Origin of the sequence: Mesorhizobium sp. B2-4-17, from assembly GCF_006441275.1 — a bacterium.
Classification (GTDB): Bacteria; Pseudomonadota; Alphaproteobacteria; order Rhizobiales; family Rhizobiaceae; genus Mesorhizobium.
Genome location: NZ_VFUX01000034.1, coordinates 41,508 through 63,500 on the forward strand (window position 1 = coordinate 41,508; position 21,993 = coordinate 63,500).

At 63.0% G+C, this 21,993-nt stretch carries 19 protein-coding genes; 5 read left to right on the plus strand and 14 right to left on the minus strand.

Annotated features, from left to right (window positions below; translation table 11 throughout):
- Positions 1 to 340: 340 nt before the first annotated feature.
- Entirely contained in the window at positions 341 to 1,132 is a 792-nt protein-coding gene (locus FJ548_RS24185) for an ABC transporter ATP-binding protein (protein WP_140608922.1), read from the minus strand.
- Between the two features lie 124 nt (positions 1,133 to 1,256).
- Between FJ548_RS24185 and FJ548_RS24190 the strand changes: the two genes are divergently transcribed.
- A complete protein-coding gene (locus FJ548_RS24190) occupies positions 1,257 to 1,661 on the plus strand; it encodes a cupin domain-containing protein (protein ID WP_140779151.1) in 405 nt (134 codons plus the stop codon).
- Positions 1,662 to 1,914: 253 nt separating this feature from the next.
- Here FJ548_RS24190 and FJ548_RS30005 read toward each other — a convergent pair whose 3' ends face one another.
- The 4 genes from FJ548_RS30005 to FJ548_RS24210 form a co-directional block, all read right to left on the minus strand.
- Entirely contained in the window at positions 1,915 to 2,085 is a 171-nt protein-coding gene (locus FJ548_RS30005) for a hypothetical protein (protein ID WP_181168890.1), read from the minus strand.
- A gap of 1 nt (position 2,086) precedes the next feature.
- A complete protein-coding gene (gene hydA, locus FJ548_RS24200; RefSeq protein WP_140779152.1) occupies positions 2,087 to 3,538 on the minus strand; it encodes a dihydropyrimidinase in 1,452 nt (483 codons plus the stop codon).
- 63 nt (positions 3,539 to 3,601) lie between these two features.
- Entirely contained in the window at positions 3,602 to 4,852 is a 1,251-nt protein-coding gene (locus FJ548_RS24205; RefSeq protein ID WP_140699433.1) for a Zn-dependent hydrolase, read from the minus strand.
- Between the two features lie 72 nt (positions 4,853 to 4,924).
- A complete protein-coding gene (locus tag FJ548_RS24210; RefSeq protein ID WP_140699431.1) occupies positions 4,925 to 6,253 on the minus strand; it encodes an aspartate aminotransferase family protein in 1,329 nt (442 codons plus the stop codon).
- A 227-nt stretch (positions 6,254 to 6,480) separates the two neighbouring features.
- Here FJ548_RS24210 and FJ548_RS24215 point away from each other — a divergent pair, with 227 nt between their 5' ends.
- Entirely contained in the window at positions 6,481 to 7,116 is a 636-nt protein-coding gene (locus FJ548_RS24215) for a TetR family transcriptional regulator C-terminal domain-containing protein (RefSeq protein WP_027051045.1), read from the plus strand.
- Positions 7,117 to 7,355: 239 nt separating this feature from the next.
- Here FJ548_RS24215 and FJ548_RS24220 read toward each other — a convergent pair whose 3' ends face one another.
- The 5 genes from FJ548_RS24220 to FJ548_RS24240 form a co-directional block, all read right to left on the minus strand.
- Positions 7,356 to 7,850, minus strand: a complete 495-nt coding sequence (locus FJ548_RS24220; RefSeq protein ID WP_140699428.1) for a DUF3592 domain-containing protein — start codon at positions 7,848 to 7,850, stop codon at positions 7,356 to 7,358.
- 268 nt (positions 7,851 to 8,118) lie between these two features.
- A complete protein-coding gene (locus FJ548_RS24225) occupies positions 8,119 to 8,577 on the minus strand; it encodes a carboxymuconolactone decarboxylase family protein (RefSeq protein ID WP_140699425.1) in 459 nt (152 codons plus the stop codon).
- Positions 8,578 to 8,605: 28 nt separating this feature from the next.
- The gene (locus tag FJ548_RS24230) at positions 8,606 to 9,124 is read right to left on the minus strand and encodes an Rrf2 family transcriptional regulator (protein WP_140609128.1); all 519 of its coding nucleotides are present in this window, start codon (positions 9,122 to 9,124) and stop codon (positions 8,606 to 8,608) included.
- 469 nt (positions 9,125 to 9,593) lie between these two features.
- Complete coding sequence (preA, locus tag FJ548_RS24235) at positions 9,594 to 10,907, minus strand: NAD-dependent dihydropyrimidine dehydrogenase subunit PreA (RefSeq protein ID WP_140779153.1); 1,314 nt, start codon at positions 10,905 to 10,907, stop codon at positions 9,594 to 9,596.
- A 2-nt stretch (positions 10,908 to 10,909) separates the two neighbouring features.
- The gene (locus FJ548_RS24240) at positions 10,910 to 12,274 is read right to left on the minus strand and encodes an NAD(P)-dependent oxidoreductase (RefSeq protein ID WP_140608940.1); all 1,365 of its coding nucleotides are present in this window, start codon (positions 12,272 to 12,274) and stop codon (positions 10,910 to 10,912) included.
- A 271-nt stretch (positions 12,275 to 12,545) separates the two neighbouring features.
- On the opposite strand from FJ548_RS24240, the gene FJ548_RS24245 reads away from it, so the two are divergent.
- Entirely contained in the window at positions 12,546 to 13,322 is a 777-nt protein-coding gene (locus tag FJ548_RS24245; protein WP_140608942.1) for a VOC family protein, read from the plus strand.
- 75 nt (positions 13,323 to 13,397) lie between these two features.
- Here FJ548_RS24245 and FJ548_RS24250 read toward each other — a convergent pair whose 3' ends face one another.
- On the minus strand, positions 13,398 to 13,886 hold the full coding sequence (locus FJ548_RS24250; RefSeq protein WP_140779154.1) for a hypothetical protein: 489 nt from the start codon (positions 13,884 to 13,886) through the stop codon (positions 13,398 to 13,400).
- Positions 13,887 to 14,107: 221 nt separating this feature from the next.
- Between FJ548_RS24250 and FJ548_RS24255 the strand changes: the two genes are divergently transcribed.
- A complete protein-coding gene (locus FJ548_RS24255; RefSeq protein WP_140608947.1) occupies positions 14,108 to 14,500 on the plus strand; it encodes a DoxX family protein in 393 nt (130 codons plus the stop codon).
- A 22-nt stretch (positions 14,501 to 14,522) separates the two neighbouring features.
- Here the strand turns inward: FJ548_RS24255 and FJ548_RS24260 are convergent, their stop codons facing one another.
- Positions 14,523 to 16,949 (minus strand): FAD-dependent oxidoreductase, encoded by a 2,427-nt coding sequence (locus FJ548_RS24260; RefSeq protein ID WP_140779155.1) that lies wholly within the window; start codon positions 16,947 to 16,949, stop codon positions 14,523 to 14,525.
- 226 nt (positions 16,950 to 17,175) lie between these two features.
- A complete protein-coding gene (locus tag FJ548_RS24270) occupies positions 17,176 to 18,714 on the minus strand; it encodes a trimethylamine methyltransferase family protein (protein WP_140779157.1) in 1,539 nt (512 codons plus the stop codon).
- Between the two features lie 217 nt (positions 18,715 to 18,931).
- Here FJ548_RS24270 and FJ548_RS24275 point away from each other — a divergent pair, with 217 nt between their 5' ends.
- Entirely contained in the window at positions 18,932 to 19,522 is a 591-nt protein-coding gene (locus FJ548_RS24275; protein ID WP_140779158.1) for a transglycosylase SLT domain-containing protein, read from the plus strand.
- Positions 19,523 to 19,629: 107 nt separating this feature from the next.
- On the opposite strand, the gene FJ548_RS24280 is transcribed toward FJ548_RS24275, so the two are convergent.
- Entirely contained in the window at positions 19,630 to 21,963 is a 2,334-nt protein-coding gene (locus FJ548_RS24280) for an ABC transporter ATP-binding protein (protein ID WP_140779159.1), read from the minus strand.
- Between the last annotated feature and the right edge of the window lie 30 nt (positions 21,964 to 21,993).

Here is a 21,993-nt window from a genome sequence, read left to right on the forward strand (position 1 = left end):
CGGTACTGCGCTACGCAGCGCGCTCTTCGTCATCCTAGGGCGGAGCAGGCGCGAAGCCGCCTGCGCAGACCCTAGGATCCATGCCGTGACGTCGATCGAGGGGTGTGAGCGGTCGAAAATGTTCGCCTTCCGAGGCGCGACGGAAGGTGCCCCGTTCTGCGCCGATGCGGAACGCGGAGGAAACGGCATGGATCCTAGGGTCTGCGCCGCGTCGCTTCGCTCCTTGCTCCGCCCTAGGATGACGAAATCGCCATGGACGGCTCGCGTCACGCAGGCGGCTTCGCGCCTGCTCCGCCCTAGGATGACGAAGGCGCTCTTGGCCGCTCGCTTGCCATGACCCTCAATCATCATAGCTGTGCCCTGCCCTCAAGCCGTCGCGCACCCGCGCCGCGATTGCCAAAAACTCCGGGCTCTCGCGGATGTCGAGTGGGCGCTTCCTCGGCAGCGTCGATTCGATGATGTCGCTGACGCGGCCCGGGCGCGGCGACATGACGACGATGCGCGTCGACAGATACACGGCCTCCGGAATGGAGTGGGTGACGAAGCAGATGGTCTTGTTCGTCCGCCCCCACAATTGCAGCAACTGCTCGTTGAGATGGTCGCGAACGATCTCGTCCAGCGCGCCGAACGGTTCGTCCATCAACAGCACGTCGGCGTCAAAGGCCAGCGCACGGGCGATCGAGGCGCGCTGCTGCATGCCGCCGGAAAGCTGCCAGGGATATTTCTTCTCGAAGCCCGAAAGGTTGACGAGATCGAGCGTGCGCTTGATCCGTTCCACCTGCTCCGCCCTGGACAGCCCCATGATCTCCAGCGGCAGCGCGACATTGCGCTCGATGGTGCGCCACGGAAACAGTGCGGCGGCCTGGAAGACATAACCATAGGCGCGCTTCTCGCGCGCCTGTTCTGCCGTCATGCCGTTGACCGATATCGTCCCGGACGTCGGCTTCTCCAGGTCGGCAATGACGCGCAGCAGGGTGGTCTTGCCGCAACCCGACGGGCCGATGAAAGAGACGAACTCACCCTTGCCGATGGTGAGATCGACATTGGACAGCGCCTGCACCGGCCCGTCATTGGTCTGGAAAGTGAGGCCAAGTTTGCTTGCCGCGACGACGGCTGGCGAAATCCCTGTCATCGGTGGGTGCCTGCCTTGTCCCGTCCCTGCGGCGGGATTCCGATTGCTTTTATCGCGATGTTGTTTTCCACTCGCCCAGTCCCATTGAATTTGTCCCACTCGATTGACGCCCGGAGTTTTCCCGATGTCGCCCAAACCGATATGCCATCTTATCCGCCCTGAAAGCACTTATGAAGGCAAGCAGGGATTGACCTATTTCGCCGGCATTGCCGCGGAATCGGTCGGCTCCTCCGGCATCTGCATGCACGTCCTCACCATGCCGCCCGGCGCGCGCGCCAAGGCGCATCTGCACGAGAACCATGAAACCGCGATCTACGTGCTCTCCGGCGAGGTCCACACCTGGTATGGCGACCGGCTCGATCATCACATCGTCGTCAAGGCCGGCGATCTCTTCTACATCCCGGCCGGTGTGCCGCATCTGCCGGCCAATCTGAGCAACGCTCCCTCTTCGGCCGTCATTGCCCGCACCGACCCCAACGAACAGGAAAGCGTGGTCCTGCTGCCGGAGCTGGATGCGCTGGTTGCGTGACACCGGGACAAGGCGTGGAGGCCGCGCAATCGCTTCAGGCCGGTGCTGCCCCTCATCCGCCTGCCGGCACCTTCTCCCCGTATAGGGACGGGGAGAAGGGATCTCAGCGCAGCCTCGGCGATCTCTCTGGAAATTGGCGAAATCCTTGGCGACGGCGTCCTTCTCCCCGTCCCTATACGGGGAGAAGTGCCCGGCAGGGCGATGAGGGGCGGCGCCGATTTCGGCGATCATCGGCACCGGGAGACTTCGCCCATCACATTGCCGTCCTCTCGACGACAACGAGCCGCCTGGCCACCTCCTGGCCGTTCCTGTTGATGCAGCCATATTTGTCGCCATAGGGTTTGGACAGGTCGCTGCCGGCCGCCGAAGTGCGGCCGGCAGCCAGGACGAGAACGCCGGTGAGAAGAAGCCCCGCGTGCCTCACCTCAAACCCCGGTCGCCGGAATGCCTGTGCGTTCGACCTTGCGCGGCGCTGTGATCTCTTTCCATGTCGACAGCGCGCGGTGGACCGCGGCGTTCGGCTCGCGGCCGACGAATTGGCCGTGGCCGGGCCGGGCCTTGACCTCCGCCTCCTCGATCGACAGTTCGCCGCGCGAGAAGACGAAGCGCGGCAACCCTGTGACCTCGACGCCTTCGAACACGTTGTAGTCGATGACCGACTGCTGCTTCTTCGAAGAAATCGTCTTCTTGCGCTTCGGATCCCAGACGATGATGTCGGCATCGGCGCCTTCGACGATGGCGCCCTTCTTCGGATATATGTTGAGGATCTTGGCGATGTTGGTCGAGGTCACAGCGACGAACTCGTTCATCGTCAGCCGCCCGGTGTTGACGCCCTTGGTCCATAGCACCGGCATGCGATCCTCGAGCCCGCCGGTGCCGTTGGGGATCTTGGTGAAATCGCCGACTCCAAAGCGCTTCTGCTTGGTGGTGAAGGCGCAATGGTCGGTCGCCACCACCTGCAGCGAGCCCGCCTGCAGGCCGGCCCACAGCGAATCCTGGTGCAGCTTGTTGCGGAAGGGCGGGCTCATTACGCGGCGCGCCGCATGGTCCCAATCCTTGTCGAAATACTCGCTCTCATCCAGCGTCAGATGCTGGATCAGCGGCTCGCCGAACACACGCATGCCCTTCTGGCGGGCGCGGCGGATCGCCTCGTGGCTCTGCTCGCAGGAGACGTGCACGACATAGAGCGGCACGCCCGCCATGTCGGCGATCATGATTGCGCGATTTGTGGCCTCGCCCTCTACTTCCGGCGGACGCGAATAGGCGTGACCTTCCGGGCCGTTATTGCCGGCGGCGAGCAGCTTCTGCGACAGGGCCGCAACCACATCGCCATTCTCGGCATGCACCAGCGGCAGCGCGCCAAGATCGGCGCAGCGCTGGAACGAGGCATACATCTCGTCATCGTCGACCATCAGCGCGCCCTTGTAGGCCATGAAGTGCTTGAACGAGGTGATGCCCTTGTCAACGACGTCGGCCATCTCGTCGAACACCTGCTTGCCCCACCAGGTGATCGCCATGTGGAAGGAGTAGTCGCAGGAGGCCTTGGAGGTCTTGTTGTCCCACATCTGCAAGGCTTCGAGCAGCGATTGCTGCGGGGCCGGCAGGCAGAAATCGACCACCATGGTCGTGCCGCCGGCCAGTGCCGCGCGCGTGCCGGATTCGAAATCATCGGCCGAATAGGTGCCCATGAACGGCATTTCGAGATGCGTATGCGGATCGATGCCGCCCGGCATAACATAGCAGCCGGTGGCGTCGAACTCATGATCGCCATGCAGTTCCGAACCGATGGCGACGATCTTGCCATGCTGCATCAGCACATCGGCCTTCCACGTGCGGTCGGCGGTGACGATGGTGCCGTTTCGGATGACTTTGGTCATTTTTGTTCCCTTGTTTCTCTTCGCGCTTCTTAATGAGCTGCGTTTGAAAGGTAATCTCTAAGCTCACTCCACGATGACCGCCGTCTCCACCACCGCGTGGAACAGCACGTCGGCGCCGGCGGCGGCCCATTCCTTGGTGATTTCCTCGGCCTCGTTGTGGCTGAGCCCGTCGACGCAAGGGCACATCACCATGGCGGTGGGCGCCACGCGGTTGATCCAGCAGGCATCGTGGCCCGCGCCGGAGACGATGTTGCGGTGCGTGTAGCCGAGCCGTTCGGCGGCGTCGCGGATCGCCTTGACGCAGCCCTTGTCGAAGGTCACGGGGTCGAAAGCGCCGACCTGCTCGATCTTGTATTGGATATCGAGCGCGTCGCAGATCGTGTCGATGCCTCCGCGGATGCGACCGTCCATGGCGTCGAGCACTTCCTTCTCGGGCGAGCGGATGTCGATGGTGAAGACGGTGCGCCCGGCAATGATGTTGCGCGAGTTGGGGAAGACTTCCATGTGGCCGACAGCGCCGACGGCATCGGGCTGGTAGTCCATGGCGATCTCGTGCACCAGTTCGATTACCCGCGCCATGCCGAGCCCGGCATTGCGGCGCTTCGGCATCGGCGTCGAGCCGGTATGCGCCTCCTTGCCGGTCAGCGTCACCTGCAGCCATTTCAGGCCCTGGCCGTGGGTGACGACGCCGATGTCGATGCCTTCGTCCTCGAGGATCGGGCCCTGTTCGATATGCAGTTCGAAGAAGGCGTGAATCTTGCGGTCGCCGACCTTCTCGGTGCCCTTCCAGCCGATGCGCTCCAGTTCCTCGCCGAATTTTTTGCCGTTCTTGTCCGTGTGCTCGTAGACGTCGGCCTGTTCGAGCACGCCGGCGAACACGCCCGACGCCATCATCGCCGGTGCGAAGCGCGCGCCTTCCTCGTTGGTCCAGTTGGTGACGACGATCGGATGCTTGGTCTTGATGCCGAGGTCGTTGAGCGAGCGCACGACCTCGAGCCCACCGAGAACGCCGAGAACGCCGTCATACTTGCCGCCGGTCGGCTGCGTGTCGAGATGGCTGCCGACATAGACGGGCGGCAGGCTGGGATCGGTGCCTTCGCGGCGGGCGAACATGGTGCCCATTTCGTCAACACCCATTTCGAGCCCGGCTGCATCGCACCAGCGCTTGAACAGATGCCGGCCCTCGCCATCCTCGTCGGTCACGGTCTGGCGATTGTTGCCGCCGGCAATGCCGGGGCCGATCTTCGCCATCTCCATGATCGAATCCCACAAACGGTCTGAATTGATTCGCAGATTCTCGCCGGGTGCGGCCATTCAAAGTCCTTCCCATTTCATGTTCTGGGCGGCTGGCGGTTCCCATCGCCACCCGCCCAGATAAAAGCAGACTCAATCTATCGAGCGCAGCACATCGCGCACATGGTCGATCAGTTCATTGATCTGGCCCTTGGTGATGATCAGCGGCGGCGACAGCGCGATGATGTCGCCGGTGGTGCGGATCAGCGCGCCGCGCTCGAACGCCTTGACGAAGGCCGAGAATGCACGCTTGGTCGGCTCGCCGGCGATCGGTGCCAGTTCGATCGCGCCGATCAGGCCGATGTTCCTGATGTCGATGACATGCGGCTCGCCCTTCAGCGAATGCAGCGCGTCTTCCCAATAGGGCGCCAGTTCCTCGCCACGGGTGAGCAGGCCTTCTTCCTTGTAGGTGTCGAGCGTGCCGAGTGCGGCGGCGCAAGCAACCGGATTGCCCGAATAGGTGTAGCCGTGGAAGAACTCGATCATGTGCTCGGGGCCGGTCATGAAGGCGTCGTGGATCTCCTTCTTCACGAACACCGCGCCCATCGGGATGACGCCGTTGGAGACCCCCTTGGCGGTGGTCATGATATCGGGCGTGACGCCGAAATAATCGGCGCCGAACGGCGCGCCGAGACGGCCGAAACCGGTGATGACCTCGTCGAAGATCAACAGGATGCCGTGCTTGGTACAAATTTCGCGAAGCTTCTGCAGATAGCCCTTGGGCGGCAGGATGACGCCGGTGGAACCAGCGACCGGCTCGACGATGACGGCGGCAATGGTCGAGGCGTCATGCAGGGCAACGATGCGCTCCAACTCGTTGGCGAGCTCCGCGCCATATTCCGGCACGCCCTTGGAGAAGGCGTTCTTCTCAGGCAGATGCGTATGCGGCATGTGGTCGACGCCGCCAAGCAACGTGCCGAACATCTTGCGATTGCTGACGATGCCGCCGACCGAGATGCCGCCGAAATTCACACCGTGATAGCCGCGCTCGCGGCCGATCAGACGGGTGCGCGAGCCCTCGCCCTTTACGCGGTGATAGGCGATCGCCATCTTCAGCGCCGTCTCGACGGATTCCGAACCGGAATTGGTGAAGAACACATGGTCCATGCCCTTGGGCGCGATGTCGACCAGGCGGTTCGCCAGTTCGAACACGATCGGATGGCCCATCTGGAAGGCCGGCGCGTAGTCGAGCTCGGCGGCCTGGTGCTGGATCGCCTCGGTGATCTTCGGACGGCAGTGGCCGGCATTGACACACCAGAGGCCGGCGGTGCCGTCCAGCACCTTGCGGCCATCGCTGGTCGTGTAATGCATATCCTTGGCGGACACGAACATGCGTGGCGCCTGCTTGAACTGCCGGTTTGCCGTGAACGGCATCCAGAATGCGCTGAGATCGTTCGGCGTGACTTTCAGCCGGTTGGACATGACCAAGACTTCCCCTTGTAACCTGTTTCGGTGCGTCCAACGCTTGGTCTTTGCCGCGCTTTCATGCTACGCAAATTTTTGACCGATTGGACAAACGTTAGCACCGCCCTGTCGGCGGTCAAGGGATTACTAGCGGAAATGCGGCTCCTGAAGTGCGTTCCACAGGCTGGGGAAAAACTGGTCCAGAGAATTGGTCCAGATAGACGTCAACACGGGGGTCCGCAACGGTGAACACCGGCACGGAAGCCCCTCGCCGCACCCGCATCCAGCAGGAAAAGCGCGAACTGATCCTGGAGGCGGCGCTCGAGGTGTTCTCCACCAACGGCTTCCGCGGCTCGACCATCGACCAGATCGCCGAAGCCGCCGGCATGTCGAAGCCCAACCTGCTCTATTATTTCCGCCGCAAGGAAGACATTCACGAGACTTTGATGCAGCGCCTGCTCGACACCTGGCTGGCGCCGCTCCGGGAACTCGACGACATCGGCGATCCCATGACCGAATTGCGCAGCTACATCAGGCGCAAGCTCGAAATGGCGCGCGATTTTCCCCGCGAAAGCCGGCTGTTCGCCAACGAGATCCTGCAAGGCGCGCCGCGCATCATGCCGCTCTTGGCCGGCGAGTTGAAGACATTGGTCGACGAGAAGGCCGCCGTCATCAAGGGCTGGATGCGTGCCGGCAAGATCGCCCGGACCGACCCCTGGCACCTGATCTTCTCGATCTGGGCGACGACGCAGCACTATGCCGATTTCGACGTTCAGGTCCGCGCCGTACTGGGGCCGAACCGCGGCGGCGACGGCCGCTTCGAGGACGCGGCGCGCTTCCTCGAGCAATTGTTCCTCGATGGGCTGAAGCCGAAGGGCTAGGGTCTCGGGAAAAGGGCTTAACGGATAGGGCCAACTTACCGGTGATTTGGTTGTTACCGACCGTAAGGATTGGCCGAGGCACCCATCATTTCGTCATCCACGGGCGGAGCAAGGAGCGAAGCGGACGCCGAGACCCGTGGTTCCTGTGTGTTTGTTTTCAGTGCTATGATCAAAGTGGGAAGGAGGCCGAGAGGATCCTGGTCGTCCTTTGACGGATAGGCTGCGTGACTGCGGCGGGATCAGTAGGAGATCAGGCCGGGCCAGAAGGCGAACAGCAGCAGCCCGGCGACGATTGCGTAGCCGACCGCGAGGTGGACCGCTTTCATGATGGGGCGGCCCATCTCCCGGGCTCGCTTAGGGTGCAGAGGATCGTAGATGACGTCGACCGCGGCACCGATAGACCGTGTCCTGCCATTAACCGGCAGATAGGATTCGAAACGCCAGGTTCGTCCGGAGCGATCGGCGAATTCTATGATCGGGTTGTCCGAATATTCGCCAGACTTATCGATATCCACCACCTTGCCGGTGGCAAAGATGCCGCGCCGCTTGAGGACAAAACCGCCATAGCTCTGCACGCCGATGGGCGCCAGGAAGAAGACGCCGCACAGGAAGCACCAGATCTGTAAGTCGCTTGGATGCCAGCCAACGGCTTCCGCGATCACGCGGAACGGAAACAGCGCCTGATGGAAGACCTCCGAAATGCGCGCCCAGAATGCGGTCCAGCCTTGCTCCATGCCCGCTCCACTCGTGAACCCGCGATTTCATACAGGATAATCGCGACGGAGCGATTAACACGGGCCGGCGTCGAATTGCGCCGAGTTCCCCGGCCCGCCCGGAAGTATTGCGCTATGAAGCGTCAGGCCCGCTCAGCGCGACATTGAAGCCGTTTATGCGCTGCCCGGTGTCAGGGCCTTGATGGTCCCCGGAAATCGGCTGCATCGACCGCTTCCTTCGACAGCTGGAGCGCCGCCTCCTCGGCGGCGCTCCCGGGCAATCGGGCAATCAGGCCGCCTTGGCGGCCGGCATCGGATGAATGGCGTGGAACGGAATGCAAAGCCTGTTCCAGGTGTTGATCATGCCGAGCGCGACCGACAGCTTGACCAGTTCCTCTTCCGAGAAATGCTCGAGCGTCCTGGCATAGAGTTCGTCCGAAACACCATTGTTGGCGATCAGCGTCACCGCCTCGGTCCAGGCCAAAGCCGCGCGTTCGCGCTCGGAAAATAGTGGCGATTCCTTCCAGGCCGAGACCAGATAGAGCCGCGGCTCGGTCTCGCCGTCACGGCGAGCCTCGCGGCTGTGCATCTCGACGCAGAACGAGCAGCCATTGATCTGCGAGGCTCTGAGCTTGATCAGGTGCAGCAGGCTCACCTCCAACCCGCATTCGTCGACCGCCTTGTTGAGCGCCATCACCGCCTTCATGACCTCCGGCGCCTTGGCGAAGAATTGTATCCTCTGTTTCATCGTGTTGTCCTTTCACATCGACTGGGTTTCAGATTTGCTTGATGGAACCGGATTTCTGCGGCCGCTGGTGGCGCTCAACGAAAGCGCAGCTCGCTGCAATCGACCGGGGATCGCCTTCCTCGGCGAAATTGGCCACGACGTCGGACAGCTTGGTCTCGGCAAGCGCGGCCCGATAGGCCCTCTCCGCCTTCAGCATCGCGGCGTTGATGCCGCAGGGTTTGACATAGGCCGAGGCATCCAGCTTGACCGGACCATTGCGGCGGATTTCGCCGCAGCGGAAAGCCGGCTCGCGCCCTTCGACCGCCAGCACGATATCAAGCAGGGTGATGCGTTCAGCCGGCCGCGCCAGCCGGTAGCCGCCGGTTGGCCCCGGCACCGATTCCAGGATGCCGGATGAAGTCAGCATGTTGAGATGCTTCAGGAGATAACTCGGTGAAAGGCCAAAGGATTCCGCCAGCGCGGCGCCTGGAATGGTGCTGTTGCCTTCGACGCTCGCCAGCGTGGCCGCGCAGTGGATGGCCGCTTCAACGCCCTCGCCAAGCTTCATTGTCGGTCTCCAAGCTTCGTCGATATAATTTATCCTCGATATATTTTATCTGCAATAGGAAAATCGTAGGAGTCTGATTTTTGAGAGAGGTTTTCTTGGAGAACGAAGACCCGTTGTCGTGCCAAGACACCTTCCAATTCGGCGCTGGCGCTGCCCCTCACCTGCCTGCCGGCATCCTCTCCCCGTATAGTGACGGGGAGAGGGGTGCTGTCGTGAGAGCTTTCGCCAATCTCCGACGTTGCGGAAAAGGAGCCGGCGTTGCGGCCAGCCCTTTCTCCCCGTCTCTATACGGGGAGTTGAGAAGTGGTCCGCGCAGCGGACGAAAAGCCAATTGCTTGGCTTTTCGAACGACGAACGTCCGGCAGGACAATGAGGGGGCAGCGCCAACCCACAAATTGAAGCATTACGAAAATCGCCCCGTGCAAAAGACGGGGCGACTGAACTCAACCGACGTTACGACCAGCAGCCGCTACTCCGCTGCCACCTTGGCCATCGGGTTGTTCGGGTGTGTGGTCCAGTTGGCGTAGACCGGCGACACCGGCTTGCCGGTGCGTTGGTCCATCGCGCCGGCTGCCAGCGGCTCCATGGTGATGCAGTTGTCGACCGGGCAGACGTTGACGCACAGATTGCAGCCGACGCATTCGGCCTCGATCACCTCGAAATGCCTGACGCCATTGACCATGCTGGTGATCGCCTGGTGCGAGGTATCCTCGCAGGCGATGTGGCAGCGGCCGCATTTGATGCAGGCATCCTGGTCGATATGCGCCTTGGCGACATAGTTGAGGTTGAGATACTGCCAGTCGGTGACGTTGGGCGTGGCGCGGCCGATGACATCGTCGAGCGTGCGGTGACCCTTCTCGTCTATCCAGTTTTCGAGACCGGCGATCATCTCCTGGACGATCTTGAAACCGTAGGTCATCGCCGCCGTGCAGACCTGCACATTGCCGGCGCCGAGCGCCATGAATTCGGCCGCATCGCGCCAGGTGGTGATGCCGCCGATGCCCGAGATCGGCAGGCCGCGTGTTTCGGGATCGCGCGCGATTTCGGCCACCATGTTCATGGCGATCGGCTTAACCGCCGGACCGCAATAGCCGCCATGCGAACCCTTGCCGTCGATGGTCGGCATCGGCGCGAAATTGTCGAGGTCGACACCGGTGATCGAATTGATGGTGTTGATCAGCGACACCGCGTCGGTGCCGCCGGCATGTGCTGCCCGCGCCGGCTTACGGATGTCGGTGATGTTGGGCGTCAGCTTGGTGATGACGGGCATGCGCGTGTACTGCTTGCACCAGCGCACCACCATTTCGATATATTCCGGCACCTGGCCGACGGCCGCGCCCATGCCGCGCTCCGACATGCCGTGCGGGCAACCGAAATTGAGCTCGATGCCGTCGGCGCCGGTCTCCTCGACCAGAGGCAGGATGGCCTTCCAGCTTTCCTCGAGGCAAGGCACCATGATCGAGGCGATCAATGCCCGGTCGGGCCAGTCCATCTTGACCTGCTTCATCTCGCGAAGATTGGTCTGCAAATCGCGGTCGGTGATCAGTTCGATATTGTTGAGGCCGAGCAGACGGCGGTCCGCACCCCAGATCGCGCCGTAGCGCGGGCCGTTGACGTTGACGACGGGCGGACCTTCCTCGCCCAGCGTCTTCCAGACGACACCGCCCCAGCCGGCCTTGAAGGCGCGGATGACATTATAGGCCTTGTCCGTCGGCGGCGCCGAGGCCAGCCAGAACGGATTGGGCGATTTGATGCCGATGAAAGTGTTGCGGATGTCTGCCATGCTCACGCCCTCCCGTTAAAGGTCAGTGCCCGGTGGATGGACTCCGCCGCATCGCGCCCTTGCGCCACCGCCGAGACGGTCAGGTCGTCACCACCAAAAATACAGTCGCCGCCGGCCCAGACCTTGGCGAGCGAGGTGCGCCCTTCCGCATCGACCTTGATGCGGCCGGCTTCGAGTTCGATCAATTCTCCGCTGCCGTTGAGGGCGGCCGGGACAAAGCTCTGGCCGATGGCCTTGAACACCTGGTCGGCGACGAGCGTCAGCGTCTCGCCGGTGCCGACGAGCCTGTCGCCCTTGAGCGCGGTGTATTCGAGTTCGATTGCCGACACCTTGCCGCCGTCAGCGACAACCCGCTTCGGCTGCAACCAGTGGCGGATGGTGACGCCGTTCGCGGCCGCCAGATCCTGTTCGAATTCGGAGGCGTTCATGTGCTCCTGGCCGCGCCGGTAGCAGATGGTCACCTCTTCCGCGCCAAGCAGCTTCGATTGCACGGCGGCGTCGATCGCTGTCATGCCGCCGCCGATGACGACAACGCGGCGACCAACCGGCAGGCCCGAGAGATCGCTAGCCTGCCGCAGTTCGGCGATGAACTCCACCGCATTGGTGACGCCGGAGGCATCCTCGCCATCGGCGCGCAGCGCGTTGACGCCGCCAAGCCCCATGCCGAGGAACACCGCGTCATAATTGCGGATCAGGTCGGAGAGCTGGTAATCGCGGCCCAGCGCCTTGCCGTTCTGGATGTCGATGCCGCCGATCGCGGTGACGTAGTCGACCTCGGCCTGGGCGAAATTGTCGACGCTCTTGTAGGCGGCGATGCCGTATTCGTTGAGGCCGCCGGCTTTCGGGCGCGCCTCCAGGATGGTCACGTCATGGCCATGGCGGGCGAGCCGGTGCGCGGCGGCTAGACCGGCTGGGCCGGCGCCGACCACGGCGACCGTCTTCCCCGTCGCCGCTGTGCGCGGATAAAACTGCTTGTTCTCGCTCATCGCGATATCGGTGGCATAGCGCTGCAGCCGGCCGATCTGCACCGGCTTGCCTTCCGCCACTTCGCGAACGCATACCTCCTCGCACAGCGTCTCGGTCGGGCAGACGCGGGCGCACATGCCGCCAAGAATGTTCTGGTCGAAGATGGTCTTGGCCGACCCGATCGGGTTGCCGGTCGAGATTTGGCGGATGAACAGCGGGATGTCGATCGAGGTCGGGCATGCATTCATGCACGGCGCGTCGTAGCAGAAATAGCAGCGGTCGGATTCGACCAGCGCCTCGTGGTGATCGAGCGGCGGATGCAGGTCGGAAAAGTTGTCGGCATACTGCTCGGCCGCAAGCCGTCCGCCGGCAATGCCTTCCTTGAACTGGCCTTCTGGCATTTTCAGTTCCCCATGTTTTCGTTTTGGGAAAGGCTAGCACGTTTTATTTTTTTATCAATTGGTCAATTTTCTGGGTAAGTCGCTGAAAAACTTCGATAATAACATGACTTCTTTACTCATGTTATCGGCTGAAATCGGGCGATCCGTAGCATCGCGGACGAAACACCTTACTCAACGGCCTATCTTTGCGCAAAGTTGTCGGATTTCCGTCTCGAAGATCGTCCTATGATGGATCGAAACATGATCGACGACAAAGGTGAGGAGACCGACAATGCCGAAATCCCCAATGCCCTTCTTCTGGTACGAGCTGATGACCACGGACCTCGACGCCGCCGAGGCATTCTACACCAAGGTTATCGGCTGGACGGCGCAGCCCTTTGACAAAGCTCCCGGCATGCCGCGCTACATCGTCATGAATGTCGGCGAGCGAGGCGTCGGCGGCCTGATGACGATACCCGAGGACGCGGCCAAGATGGGCATGCCGCCCGCCTGGCTGGGTTATATCCATACCAGGGACGTCGATGCCGCCACGGCATCGCTGCAGAAAGCCGGCGGTACCGTTCATCGCCAGCCCGACGACATTCCAGGCGTCGGCCGCTTCGCCGTCGTCGCCGATCCGCAAGGCGCGACCTTCATGTTCCTGCAGCCGAACGGCCCGGACCAACCCGTCCTGCCGGCCGCGACGCCCGGTCATATCGGCTGGCACGAGCTCTACACGTCGGATTGGAAGGCCGCATTCGATTTCTATTCCGGCCAGTTCGGCTGGGCCAATGCCGGGGATTTCGACATGGGGCCGATGGGCATCTATCAGACCTTCACGGCCGGCCCCGAATCCGGCGGCGGCATCATGAACAAGCCGGAGCAGATCCCGGTGCCGGTCTGGCAGTTCTATTTCAACGTGACAGCCATCGACGCGGCGGCCAAACGCGTGACCGACAATGGCGGCAAGGTCCTGATGGGGCCGATGGAGGTCCCCGGCGGCAGCTGGATCGTGCAGTGCCAGGATCCGCAAGGCGCCCATTTCGCGCTGATGGCGCCGGGACGTTAAGGGAACTGCGACGGCTCGCACGACAGGCGGCCATTCATGACGTCGCCGACGAACGGCGATCCCGGCTGGCGCCCGTTATTCCGGCGCCAGCACGGCGACCTTGAGATCAGCTTTCTTCGCACCGCTGAACTGGAGGGTGGCCTGGCCGGCAGCAAGCTTGAAGCGCACGCTCTTGCGGATACCCGGGCAAGTCTTGACGCCGCTGTAATCGGCCGATCTCACGGCCTTGCCATCCTGGATGACATCGATCCAGGCCTCGCCCGACAGGCTTATCTGGATGCTCCCTTCGGGCGGCACGGCCACACTCGCGACGGCGCCAAACGTGCCCGGCGCTGGCGCATGCTCGGGCCGCATCGCGAAGCCGGCCTTCTCGACCGGCACCAGTGCGAGATCCGCTGCCGCACCGACCGCCAGCGTTGCCCCCGACGGCGTTGCTGGCGCCGCGGGAAACAGCGCCTGTTCGCGCGTCACCGGCCATTTGAAGGCCTCACACCCCGCGTCCTCGGCCATGACGGCGGTCGTCGCCGCCAGCATGGCTGCAAAACCAAGAACGAGTGTCTTCATGGCGGGACTCCATAGGACCAAATGGCGGATCGGGAGAGATTTGCGCCAACTATAGCGCCACGATGCAAGATGACCAGTGCAACCAATCGGTCGCTTCGCCTTCTTTCGCTGCCCAATGATGCCCTCCTCACCGACAATTGATACCGGTGCGAACGTTGTGAATGGTCCGGCTTTCGGGGATGCTTTATGGCCGGGCCGGGAGAGACAAAACGGAGTTCTAGATGAAGCTTTTCGAAGGTCTTGCCAGATACCAGCCGCAGGCGCTCGGCGTGCTGCGCATCATGACCGCGCTGCAGTTCATCGAACATGGCAGCCAGAAGTTGTTCAACTTCCCGGCAAGCGCCCAAGCCCACGCCCTCACCGGGCTGACCACGACTGCCGGCATCCTTGAATTCGCCGGCGGCATCCTGCTGGCGCTTGGCCTGTTCACCCGTCCGGTCGCGTTCCTCCTGGCCGGCGAAATGGCAATCGCCTATTTCTCGGCGCACATGCCGCGCGACTTCTTCCCGGTCAACAACAGCGGCGACGCGGCGGTCTCGTTCTGCTTCATCTTCCTTTATCTCGTCTTTGCCGGCGCCGGAGCCTTCGCGCTCGACAACCAACGCAACGCATGATGCCCCCGTGCGGGGGTGAACCTCACCCCCGCATCCGTTCGAAATTCGCATCGAACAGTGGCGTGGCCTGGATGCACGCGGCGTGGCGCTTGCCCAGCAACTCGATTTCGAACCCGTCGCTCTCGTCGGCGATCTCCTTCGGCACGTAACCAACGGCGACGGATTTTTTGGAATGATGCGCGTAGCCGCCCGACGTCACCCAGCCGCGCACCGTGCCGCCGAACCAGATCGGCTCGTCGCCGATGACATCGGCATCGTCGGCCTCGACGATGAAAGTGCGCAGGCGCAGCTTGCCGCCCTGCTTGCGCTCGGCGAGTGCCGCCGCCTTGCCGATGAAATCGGCCTCCTTGCCATAGGCGACGAAGCGGTCGAGCCCGGCTTCCAGCGGCCCGTAGATCGGCCTGTATTCGCGTCCCCATGAGCCGTAGTTCTTCTCCAGCCGCAGCGCGTTGAGCGCACGCGAGCCGAACAGGCCGATGCCGAATTCCGCGCCGGCCGCCATCAGCGCCTGGAACGCCACACGCTGATATTCCGGCGCCACCCAGATCTCGTAGCCGAGATCGCCGGTGTAGCTGACCCGGCCAACCAGGCACGGCGCCATGCCGATATCCATTTTCGCCACCGCCATGAACGGAAACGCTGCGTTCGAGACATCCGCGCGGCTGACCTTGACCAACACATCCCGCGCCTTCGGCCCGGCAATCGCAAGGCCGGTGAGTTTCGCTCCCAGCGCTTCGATGCGCACCGAACCGTCCTTCGGCAGATGCGCCTCGAACCAGCGCATGTGGTATTCCTCGGCGATGCCGGAGCCGGCGAGGAACCAGCCATCGGCTCCGAGATTGGCCAGCGTGAAATCGCCGATCAGTCTGCCGTCGTCCTTCAGCATCGGCGCCAGCGTCATGCGGCCGGGCTTCGGCAGTTTGCAGGCAAGCATCCGGTCGAGCCAGGCCGCCGCCCCCTCGCCCGTCACCTTGTATTTGGCGAAGCTCGAAATCTCCGACAGGCCGACACCATTGCGCACCGTTGCGGCTTCGCTGGCGACATGGGCGAAATCGCTCGAGCGGCGCCATGAGAACTCGTCCTTGACGCCCGCCGGCGCATACCAGAGCGGCACTTCCAACCCGTAGGCGACGCCCCATTGCGCGCCCCGGGCCGACAACAGGTCGTAGACCGGAGTTGTCTTCAGCGGCCGTCCGGCCGGCAATTCCTCATTGGGAAAGCGGATCGAGAAGCGCCTGGAATAGTTCTCCCGCACCTTGGCGTTGGTGTAGGCCATCGTCGCCCAGTCGCCGTAGCGCGCCACATCCATCGCCCAGATATCGGCGCCGGGATCGCCCTCGATCATCCAGTTCGACAGCGCCAGGCCGACGCCGCCGCCCTGGCTGAATCCCGCCATCACACCGCAGGCGACCCAAAAGCCCGGCAGGCCGCGCACCGGCCCGACCAGCGGGTTGCCGTCGGGCGCGAAAGTGAAGGGCCCGTTGATGATCTGCTTGATGCCCGTGTTCTGGAAGGCCGGGAAATGCCGGAAGCCGACCTCCAGCGACGGTGCGATGCGGTCGATGTCCGGCGCCAGCAATTCATGGCCGAAATTCCACGGCGTCTGGTATTCGGACCATGGCTTGTTGGCCTTCTCATAGGTCCCCATCAGCATGCCGCCGCGCTCCTGGCGCAGATAGAGCTCACCGTCGAAATCGACCGCGTGGATGATCTCGGTGCCTGTCTTGGCGTTCCAGTCGGCAACCTCCGGCATGTCCTCGGTGATCAGGTACATGTGCTCCATGGCCAGCACCGGCAGTTCGAGCCCGACCATGCGGCCGACCTCGCGTGCCCACAGGCCGCCGGCATTGACGACATGCTCGGCGACCACCTCGCCCTTGTTGGTGATGACGCGCCACAGCCCATCGGGGCGGCGCACGATGTCCTCGACCTTGGTGAAGCGCTCGACCTCGGCGCCGAGCTTCCGCGCGGCCTTGGCATAGGCGTGCGTCACGCCCGAAGGGTCGAGATGGCCGTCCTCCTTGTTACGGACCGCTCCGACGAACTGCTTGGGGTCGAGCAGCGGCATCAATTCGGCCGCCTCTTTCGCCGAGATTTCCTCGAGGTCGATGCCGAGATAACGGCCCTTGGCGACGACACCGCGCAGCCAGTCCAGCCGCGCCTCGGTCGCGGCGAGCAGCACGCCGCCTGTCAGATGCACCCCGGTCGCCTGGCCGGAGAGTTCCTCGATCTCCTTGTAGAGGTTGATGGTGTATTTCTGCAGCTTGGCGACGTTGGGGTCGCCATTGATCGTGTGCATGCCGCCCGCCGCGTGCCAGGTCGAGCCGGAGGTCAGTTCGTCGCGTTCCAGAAGCACGACGTCGGTCCAGCCGTGGCGGGCGAGATGGAACAGCACGGAACACCCGACGACACCGCCGCCAATGACCACGACCTTTGCATGCGATTTCATGGATTTTTCTCGTTAGTTCAGTGAGTTGGATGGACGAGCGGATTCGGGATGGGAGGGATCTATTTGGGATTCCAAAAGGTTGGCGCTGCCCCTCATCCGCCTGCCGGCACCTTCTCCCCGTATAGGGACGGGGAGAAGGGAGAAGCTGCGACATTAGCGCCCCCCTCTCCCCGTTCTTCACGGGGAGAGGGTAAGGGTGAGGGGCAGCGCCGACCTTTGAAAACCATCACGGCTCACCCTGCCCGATAGCCTCGCGCCGCTTCGCCACATACGCCTCCAGCGCCTCGCGCACGGCGATATCCATCGCCGGCTCGACATAATCCTCCAGCGCCTTCTTCCACAGCCGCGTCGCGCGCGCGGTCGCGTCAAGCCCGCCGGCCTCCTGCCAGGCCTCGTAGTTCTGCCAGTTGGACAGCATCGGCTGGTAAAAGGCGGTGGCATAGCGCTCCAGCGTATGCGGCTCGCCGAAGAAATGGCCGCCGGTCGGCACTGCCCCCAGCGCCTCGACGGCAAGCTCGGCCTCGTCGACCACGATCGGGCGCAGGAACTCCATCATGTGCTGGATCATCTCGACATCGATGATGAACTTTTCGAAGGACGCCGTCAGCCCGCCCTCCTGCCAGCCTGCTGCATGGTAGACGAGATTGCCGTGGCCGAGCACCGCGCCCCAGAGCGCCATCAGCGTCTCGTAAGCGCCTTGCGCATCGGCGGCGTTGGAGGCCGATCCCGGCGTCGTCCGGTACGGCAACCCGTAGCGCCGGGCCAGTTGTCCCGATGCAATATTGGCCTTGGTGTTCTCCGGCGTGCCGAATGCCGGCGCACCGGACTTCATGTCGACATTGGAGGTGAAGGCGCCGTACATCACCGGCGCGCCCGGCCGCACCAATTGCGTCAGCATGACGCCGAACAGTGCCTCGGCATTCTGCTGCGCCAGCGCGCCGGCCAGCGTCACCGGGCTCATTGCCCCCATCAGAGTGAACGGCGTCACCGCCACAGACTGGCCGTACTCGGCCATCGTCATCAGCCCCTCGGCCATCATCTCGTCGAAGCGGCGCGGCGAGTTGACCGAGATGATGGTGGCGATGCCCGGATCGTCACGCATCTGGTCCAGCGTCAGCCCGCGCGCGATCGCCATCATCTCGATGCCGTCCAGCGCCCTGCCCCGACCGATCGCCGAGACATGAAAGCTCTTGTCGGTCAGCGTCAGATTGGTGAAGTAGGTATCGAGATGGCGTGAATTGGCCGGCAGCTCGACCGGCGCGCAGACCTGGTTGCCGAGCATGTGGACGCAGTTGAAATGCTGCGCCAGCCGGGTGAGGTCGGCATAGTCGCGCAGATTGCCGGCGCGCCGGCCACGCTCCATGTCGTGCACATTGGGTGGACCGGCAACAAGCGTGAAATTGATGGTGTTGCCGCCCAGGTGAACGGCGTTGCCCGGATTGCGCGGCGTTAGGCGATAGCTGGACCGCGTCGTCTTCAGCGCCTCGTCGACCATGCCGCGATCGATGCGGACATTGGCCGTTGCGTGGTCGACCTTGGCGCCGGCCTTCTCGAACAGCGACAGCGCCCGCGGGCTCATCACCTCGATGCCGAAATTCTCCAGGACGTGCATCGACGCCTGGTGGATTGCCTCGATCTGGTCGGCGGACAGCATCGCCATCGGCGGATAGGGATTTGTCACCCGCCGGGGCGGCAGTTGCGGGATGGGCGCTGGCCCCCTGTTGCTGGTGCGCTCGGCGCCGCGCTTGCGTCTTGGTTCGTTCATGCCCGACATCAAAGCCGTGGCCGACCGGCCGGTCTGTCAGGAATACGCCATTTGCAGACGCGATTTTAGCGACGGCGGCATTTCCATGACGCCACTTTATAAAGAACGGCAACCCACGTCGAAATAACGATATCGCATTTTTTGAAGCGCCCGCGCTGGCGATGCGTTAATGGCGGCAGCAAGATTCCCTTTATGATTTCGGCCTATTGCTCATCCAATGCGTAGATCGAGTTTTAGTAAAATTGTAGCGATTGGCGTGTTGCTGGCACTTTCGGCCTGCGCGACCGCGCCCAGCCATATCAACAATGTCTGCGCCGTCTTCGACCAGAATGATGGCTGGTTCGACAATTGGCAGTCGGCCGCCGAGCGCGCCTCGCAGAAATACGGCGTGCCGGTCCCTGTGCTGATGGCGACGGTGCGCAAGGAATCCGGCTTCAAGAGCAACGCAAGGCCGCCGCGCACCAAGCTGCTCGGCTTCATTCCATGGAAGCACGTCTCGTCAGCCACCGGCTTCTCGCAGGCGCTGGACGGCACCTGGTCGCAATATCAGAACGAAACAGGCAATTGGGCGGCGCGGCGGACCAAATTCGCCGATGCCGTCGACTTCGTCGGCTGGTACCACTCCAAAACAGCCGATAGCTACGGCGTCGCCCGCAACGACACCTACAACCTTTACCTCGCCTACTATCTCGGCTGGACCGCCTACGGTCGCGGCAACCGTGGCGACGCCGGGGTGCAGAGCTACGCCCGGGCCACCGACAAGATGGCCCGCGACTATGCCGAACAGCTGAGGCAATGCGGCAGCTGACGCGCTGCCAAGAGCAATTCCAGCAAAAGTGCGCGGCGGTTTTCCCGTCCGCAATTACAAACTCTAAAGCGGGTCAACGATTCCACCAAACGCTGAACCGCTCGAGCCTAATGCCGCCTTGTCGTATCGTCAGGCTTTGAAACTCCGGTTTCCGAAACCTCGTCGCGGACTTCGTGACGACGGGCTCGGATGACAGCCTCGTTTTCCTCGACGGCCTCTCCGATTTGGTCAGCCTCCAAACTTCCCGTCTTGCCATGCGGCCGGCTGGGCTGGGTGCCGGCAAAGCCGGGGCCGGCGCCATGCGGCGCGTCGTCCGGCACACCCTCCTTGGCGGCATGGTCCTTGTCGAACTTGATCACCGGCTCCATCGTCGAAAGCACGTCGTCGGAGAGCCAGCACAGGCTCATATGGCCATCGCCGAGGTTCTTGACCGGCGGCACCTTGGTCTCGCACAAATTGTCCGGCACCAGCTTCTTGTAGCCGCAGCGTGTCTGGAACGGACAGCCGGATGGCGGATTCATCGCCGACGGGATGTCGCCTTCGAGCACGATGTGCTTCTTGATCACGCTGGTGTCCGCGATCGGGATCGCCGACAGCAGCGCCTCGGTATAGGGGTGGTAAGGCGGCGCGAAGATCTGGTCGGTCGTGCCCTGCTCGACGATGTAGCCAAGATACATGACCACGACGCGGTCGGCGATGTAACGCACGACGGACAGGTCGTGGCTGATGAACAGCATCGTCGTCTTGTTCTTGCGCTGGATGTCCATCAGCAGCTCGGTCACGGCCGCCTGCACCGACACGTCGAGCGCCGACACAGGCTCGTCCGCGACCACCACCTTGGCGTCGCCGGCAAAGGCGCGCGCCACGCCGATGCGCTGCTTCTGCCCGCCCGAAAGCTGGCGCGGCTTGCGCGTCTCGAAGGCGCGCGGCAGCTTCACCAGGTCGAGCAGTTCCAGCATGCGCTTGCGCCGGTCGGCGACAGTCTTGCCGACCTTGAATTTCTCCAGCGTCCGGATGATCTGCGCCCCCACCGAATGACTGGGATTCAGCGTGTCGAACGGATTCTGGAACACCATCTGGATCGACGACACGGTGTCGACGCTGCGGTTCTCGATGCCGGTCGACTGGATTTCCTTGTTGGCGAGCGTGACGATGCCGGAGCTCGCCGTTTCGAGCCCGAGCAGCACCTTGGCCAGCGTCGATTTTCCGCAGCCGGATTCGCCGACAATGGCGACCGTTTCGGATTCACGCGCCGTGAACGAGATCGTCTCGTTGGCCTTGACGACGCGGCCTTCGCTCGAGCCGAACACCTCGCTGCCGCCAACCTTGTAGTATTTCCTGAGATCCTCGATCTTGAGCACCGGGGCGCCGGGCACGACCTTTTCGTTGACCTTCTTGGCACCGGGCGGCAGCGCCTCCCAGTCGATCTCGTTGAAGCGCACGCAGCGCGAGAAATGGCCTTCATGTCCCGCGACCTCGACCATCGGGATTTCGGCGGCATTGCAGACGCCCTCGACGAAATGGTGGCAGCGCGGGCCGAAATTGCAGCCCTTCGGCCGCTCATGCGGCAGCGGCAACTGGCCGGGGATCGAGATCAGCGGCCGCGAGTTCTTGTCCGCGCCTGGCAGCGGGATCGAGCGGAACAGCCCTTGCGTGTAGGGATGGCGCATCCGGTCGAACACGTCCTTGATCTTGCCGGTCTCGACCGCCTCGCCCGAATACATCACCGTGATGCGGTCGCAGGTCTCGAGGATGAGGCCGAGATTGTGCGATACGAAGATCATCGAGGTGCCGAACTTCTCGCCTAGCCCCTTGACCAGTTCGACGATGCCCGCCTCCACCGTCACGTCGAGCGCCGTGGTCGGCTCGTCGAGGAGGAGCAGCGCCGGCTTCGACAGCAGCGCCATGGCGATGACGATGCGTTGCTGCTGGCCGCCTGACAGCTGGTGCGGATAGGAGCGCATCATGCGCTCAGGGTCGGGAAGTTTGACCGAGCGCACCATTTCGAGCGCGCGCTTATGGGCCTCTTCCTTCGACACCTTGTCGTGGATCAACGGCACTTCCATCAGTTGCTGGCCGATCTTCATCGCCGGATTGAGGCTGGCCATCGGCTCCTGGTAGATCATGGCGATCTTGTTGCCGCGGATCGAACGCAGTTCGTCCTCGGAGAGCTCGCCCATGTCCTTGCCCTGGAACTTGATCTTGCCGCCGACGATCTTCCCGATGTTGGAAAGGTCGCGCATGATGCCGAGCGACACGGTCGACTTGCCGCAGCCGGATTCGCCCACGATGCCCATCGCCTCGCCGGGCATGACCGTGCAGGAAAAGTCCATCACGGCCGGGATCTCGCCCTTGCGGGTGAAGAAGGAGATCGAGAGGTTTTCGATCTCGATGATCGGCTCATTGGTCGGCCTGGCCGGATTTCGAACTGCCTCGTTCATGGGTCGCTCCAATCCTTGTTCTTAGCCAGG